Origin of the sequence: Microcystis sp. M49636_WE2, assembly GCF_030065375.1 — a bacterium.
GTDB lineage: Bacteria > Cyanobacteriota > Cyanobacteriia > Cyanobacteriales > Microcystaceae > Microcystis > Microcystis aeruginosa_C.
Window position 1 is genome coordinate 1 of sequence record NZ_JASJFG010001042.1, and the last position, 4,424, is coordinate 4,424.

General features: G+C 46.0%; 3 protein-coding genes and 1 pseudogene. 1 reads left to right on the top strand and 3 read right to left on the bottom strand.

All coding sequences use genetic code 11. The features are described 5' to 3' along the window. A partial coding sequence (locus PX484_RS24000; protein WP_288105931.1) for a ribonuclease catalytic domain-containing protein occupies positions 1-1,641 on the bottom strand: 1,641 nt, incomplete at its 3' end. A gap of 291 nt (positions 1,642-1,932) precedes the next feature. Here PX484_RS24000 and PX484_RS24005 point away from each other — a divergent pair. Next, positions 1,933-2,208 (top strand): annotated as a pseudogene (locus tag PX484_RS24005) (ISL3 family transposase); the annotation flags it as partial. Between the two features lie 134 nt (positions 2,209-2,342). On the opposite strand, the gene PX484_RS24010 reads toward PX484_RS24005, so the two are convergent. Together PX484_RS24010 and PX484_RS24015 are read right to left on the bottom strand one after the other, a co-directional pair. Further along, complete coding sequence (locus PX484_RS24010) at positions 2,343-2,810, bottom strand: hypothetical protein (RefSeq protein ID WP_069474888.1); 468 nt, start codon at positions 2,808-2,810, stop codon at positions 2,343-2,345. A gap of 118 nt (positions 2,811-2,928) precedes the next feature. Further along, positions 2,929-4,424: S8 family serine peptidase (locus PX484_RS24015; protein WP_288105935.1), on the bottom strand; the 1,496-nt coding region annotated here is incomplete at its 5' end.

Below are 4,424 nucleotides of genomic sequence, written 5' to 3' on the forward strand. Positions count from 1 at the left end.
AAAATGGGTCAAAAGGTCAGTATAACGGCGAATTGGCGAAGTTACTTGGGAATAGGTATTCAATCCCAGACTAGCATGACGGTTAGGAATCGTCGTCATCTCACTGCGCGGCATACAGCGACGCAAGGCACAGGAACGCACTGGGCCCGCAGGTAGTAAAATTAACTCCTCATCGGGGGGTAATTCCGGTTGTGGTTGTCCCCGGAAAGGTACGGGTATCTCGTGTTCCTGACAGTAGCGACCGGCGATTTCTCCAGCTAAAATCATCATTTCCGCCACTAATTGCCGAGATGGGGAAACTTCCTGCAATTCTACGATAATTTCGTCGTTAGCCTTCACCTTAATGGATGATTCTGGCATTTGGATGTTAATCGATCCCTGAGATTTGCGCCATGCGTGGCGTTGTTTGGCCCAACGGTTGAGAATCTTCACTTCCGGTTCATGCTGCAGATCCAGATGTAACATTTCGTCCACATCTTCGTAGGTGAGGCGATAGGTGGGTTTAATTGTACTAGGATGGATACGATAATCGGCGATCGCCCCTGTTTCATCGAGGATTACCCCAAAACTCAAGGCGGGACAAAGTTTACCCTGTACCAAACTCATTGGACCGGCGGCCAATTCTAGGGGAAACATGGGAACCATTCCCGTGGGAAGATAGAGACTGGTACTACGACGACGCGCTTCTAGGTCTAATTCATCATCGGGAAGCACTAAACGGCTAGGATCGGCAATATGAATCCAGAGACGATGACCACCATCCGCGAGCATTTCCACCGATAATCCGTCATCGATTTCCTCGGTACTTTCATCGTCGATGGTATAAATTTTTTGGTGGGTTAAATCAAGACGATTGTTGACATCCGCATCCGCAGGGGGATTGAGTAAATTAAGACGCGTCACATCAAGTACCTTTTTCGAGAATTGAACGGGGTAGGAACTGCGTCGCAGGAAAAGGTTTTCGTGACTACTCCACCATTTCAAATCGACTAACAATTCAAAAGCAGCCTCGGGGGTTTGGGAACGGCCCAGCAGCGAGAGTATGTCCATGGCTGCTGGATATTTTTGTTCGGGTTGGAGGATAAATTTTTCTAGAGACTCCAGACGAATTCGATCGCTTTCTGACCATTCTACCGTTTCACCGGCCAGGGCCTGTTGGAGACGTTGGAGAAATTGGCTTTTTTCCCGTTGACGCTGTTGTTCCACCTCTAGCTGGTGTTTGATTTCCTCTACCTGATTTTCAGAGCGGGCCTCGTAACCATCCCCTTTATTTTTAAAATAAACTTTATCCTCACTCAAGAGACAATGGGCTGCATAGCAAAACTGCGGACCGCGATCGGAAAAGAGTATCTCGGCCATGGTTTCGGGAGTGACTAACTGATTTTCCCCGGCTAATAATTCCCAGGCCACTTCTAAACCACTGGGATCTAGATAGGGTTGGACTTCCCGCAGAAAATTGCCAATCTCCTTATGGTTGGACGGACCTGCTTTGATAATGTAATCGAAGCGTTGGGGACGCAGTTTATGCGGGTTTCCCCCTTGATCGATGACGATCCAATCTTTTTTACCTTCTGGGCGATCGATCACCCCTAAGCGCCTTTCTCCTTGCACTCGAAATTCTACCAGCGTTCCCTTTTCCACTGTTTTCCTTTACTGCCTATCTATTTTGTCTATTTTCTATCATCCTCGATCGATTACTCGATCGGCAAGAGCAATCATCAATCCCCACCCACTAGATAGGGTTTGTGGCAAAAAGTTTTTCGTGGGGGTAGAGTGTGGGGTTTTACCCATTTTGAGGGGGTCAATTACCTAATTTTCAGGGAAAAAGTCCTGGAATTTTCCCCCTGATCACTCCCATGTCCACCACTTTTGGATTTCAAAAAAGTCTAAAAGTCTTATCAAACAAGGTTTTTAGATTTATTCAGCAAACCCCATTTAGTCAAAGATTCGCCGCTCTCAGGACAACCAGTGTACCCACAAGTTAATCGTCGTCAATTTAAGTGCGATAATTGTCGGAAACCCTTGAGCGAAGAGTTAGATTTTGTCGCCAGTAAACGAACTTATACGAAAAGACTAGCCGAGAATATACTCGAACAATTAAAAGAAGGTGATATTTTAAATGTTAGCCGAAGAAATGACGTAACGGAAGAAGAGATTCCAAGAATGCTAGAGAACATCGCCGAAGAAATTACAGAGCCAGACCTATCGTAATTAAAAAGACTAGGAATTCGCCAATTCAAATACTGGCGAAATGCAGACGTAATCAAGCAAGATAGTAAATTATTTTCTTCTATCTCACTCTCAAGAAATGTTATTTCTTGAGCGTTTTGGGACAATAATTGCTAAAAATAAGCTTTTTCCGTGTTAATTAACTGAATATTGACAATTTGACCGTTAGTCACTTGTACGGTTCCATAGCTGCCGTCCCCTAAAAAATTATTGAGGTACAAATTGTCATCATATTGAGCGAGGAGAGTATATTCCCCTGAGGGCAATTCCACAAAAAAATTACCTTGAGAATCACTACTTATTTGCTTGATTAGGTGAGGATGTTTTTGGGCTTGGGCTACTGACCAGTTGGTTCCTTGAGCGGGAATTCTACCTGAAAAAATCCAAACAGTTGTTTTAATAGGTTCAGGTTTTGTTCTTAAGGATGTTGTGTCTATAGTGGGCATTTGGTCGCCGCTAAGACGAAGAATAGTGCCAGAAATACCCTGTTTTGATTGAGAGAAATTCGGGTCAGTAAAGCTCATCATTGTAACTAGAATAATGGTCAAACTTAGGAACCAGCGAAAGTTAGGATAAATCATAGTTTTGGCGATTTGGCTGTTATTTTGGCTGAAGAAAAGCCTCGTGCAGAATCCAACAGAGACTTTCTTCAGCATTGGTTAACTAGGAATGCTCTGGGTTATGAGCATTAATAGCGTTTTAAGGAAGACGGACAGCACTGCTAGTGAGAATACTGCGGACTTGAGCATGGGTTAAGTTGGGATTAGCCCCGAGCATTAAAGCCACTACTCCTGCCACATGGGGAGCCGCCATCGAGGTTCCGCTGTAACTCGCGTATCCGTTGCCCGGTACAGTCGAATAAACATTCACCCCCGGAGCCATAACGTGCTGCATACTGCTGTTAGTTCCGGCACGATTGGAGAAACTAGCAATTGTCCGGCTGCTATCGACGGCACCGACGGAAAAACCGTATTGGGTAGCGTAGTATGCGGGTGTTCCGGGAGAAGACCCGCTAGAGTTGCCAGCGGCACTAACCGTAATCACATTGCGACTAGCGGCATAGGCAAGGGCATCGCGTAAAGCAGTTGAATCAGACCATCTCAAACTCATATTAATGACGCGAGCGCCATTATCCACTGCATAGCGGATGGCTTGAGCAAGGTTGCCAGTGTTTATCCAATTATTGTTACTATCGGTGTTGGCAATTTTGAGAGCCATTATTCTGGAATTATAAGCAACACCAGTAATACCGATGCCATTGTTACTGGCGGCGATTGTACCTGCCACATGAGTGCCGTGGGTACTCAAAGCACTTTCGGGTCGGACATTGCCACTGTTACCACCAAAACCAGTGGTAAAGTTCCAGCCGTGAATATCATCCACATAGCCATTACGGTCGTCATCAATGCCATTACCGGCAATTTCCCTTGTATTGCGCCAAATATTGTTGCTCAGGTCTTGGTGTAGAATGTCCACCCCATCATCAATTACAGCCACTGTAACACCTTGTCCTGTATAACCTCTTGCCCAAGCTTCGGGGGCGTTAACCATATCATTACCCCAGTTATTACCTCCCAAGTTAGGAACATCGGCAAAAGTGGGTTGACTAATTGCTTGAGCAACGGCAGCGGCAGCGTTAACTAAACCGTAACCATAGGTGGAGTTAAATCCAGTTCCACCACCGCCACTGGTAGCCGAAACAGCGAGATTATAGTTGGTATTAGCACTTTGATAGGGATAGACACGAATGTAGTAGGTGCCTGCACTCAACTGACTGGTAATGCTCTCAGAAGCCGTACCACCGTTAGTAGAGGAGGCAATGACAGAACCGCCACTATTTAACAGTTGCACGTCCCCGTCGGCGGTCATTCCGGTGAGACTGAGATTAAAGTTACTAGAATTAGCGAGGGAAAAACGATAGTAATCGTTGGTATCGGTGCTTCCTACCCAATCGGTGTAACTGGTGGTGCTGGAACCGACGGTAATCGCTCTGGCAGTGGCGAGGGTATTGCCAGCTAGGTCAACAGGAGCTAAAGGAGCGGCCGAAACAGCGAGATTATAGTTGGTATTGCCACTATAGGGATAGACACGAATGTAGTAGGTGCCTGCACTCAACTGACTGGTAATGCTCTCAGAAGCCGTACCACCGTTAGTAGAGGAGGCAATGACAGAACCGCCACTATTTAACAGTTGCA